Below are 1,022 nucleotides of genomic sequence, written 5' to 3'. Positions count from 1 at the left end.
GGGCGAAGAGATTTTCACCGACGAACTGGGCCGGGTGAAGGTGCAGTTCCACTGGGACCGCCACGGCGAGTTCAACGAGCAGAGCTCCTGCTGGGTGCGCGTGGCACAAGCTGGGGCCAGCGGTGGGTTTGGCAGCATCCAGATTCCACGGGTAGAGGATGAGGTGGTGGTGGTGTTTCTCGACGGCAACCCGGACCGCCCGCTGATCATTGGCAGCCTCTACAACAGCAGCAATACCCCGCCGTGGTCGCTGCCGGCGAACAAGACCCAAAGCGGTTTGTTGACGCGCTCGATCAAGGGCAAAGGGTCGAATGCCAATTACTTGCGCTTTGACGATAAGGGTGGCGCTGAGCAGGTGCTCCTGCATGCCGAGCGCAACCTGGATACCGAAGTCGAGGCTGATGAAAAACGCGTGGTGGGTGGCAATCGGTCCATCACGGTCGGAGGCAAGCACGAGGAAACTATCCGGTTGGAAAGCAGTATTGCCGTGGAAGAAGGGTCGTACCTGGTAACCGTCGACCAAGGAGCGGTACGGATCAGGGCGGCCACGTCCATCACGCTGCAAGTGGGAAGCAGCACTCTGGAAATGACGGCAGATGGCAAGGTCATCCTCTCTGGGGTGGAGGTAGACCTCGCCGGAAGCAGCATCATCAATCTGAACAAAAACTAGTTAGGGACAAGGAACAGTCTTATGCATCGTCCGAGCATTTATGACCGGCTTTCACAGCGGCGTGAACAACAAGAGCGACTTGAGCGTGAGCGGCTGGAACAGGAAGCATTGAAGGCAGTACCGCCCCCGCGCTTTTTCACCAACGAACTGAGTTTTGTTCGCCCAGAAGCACTCAAGGACAAGACCTACCAACTTCTGACATTGACTGACATTGGGCCGAGTCCGTTTTCACTGGTAATAGGCCGGTCGCAGGTTTCACCCGATGTAGATCTGGAAGTGCTTTCACAACAGTTGTTGAAGGAATTAGAAAAATCACTCGCTCATCTTCAATGGCTCGAGCCGCTTTCAGCTG

Annotated in this window: 2 protein-coding genes; both read left to right on the top strand. The window is 56.3% G+C overall.

Annotated features, from left to right (window positions below):
• The coding region (tssI, locus tag CAF78_RS27500; RefSeq protein WP_143515132.1) for a type VI secretion system tip protein TssI/VgrG at nucleotides 1-670 on the top strand (670 nt) is incomplete at its 5' end.
• Between the two features lie 21 nt (nucleotides 671-691).
• The coding region (locus CAF78_RS27495) for a DcrB-related protein (RefSeq protein ID WP_143515131.1) at nucleotides 692-1,022 on the top strand (331 nt) is incomplete at its 3' end.

Source organism: Pseudomonas sp. R28(2017), assembly GCF_002112505.1.
In the GTDB taxonomy this organism is placed as follows: domain Bacteria; phylum Pseudomonadota; class Gammaproteobacteria; order Pseudomonadales; family Pseudomonadaceae; genus Aquipseudomonas.
Note: the sequence above shows the minus strand (reverse complement) of the source record. Positions and strands in the feature narration are given on the sequence as shown.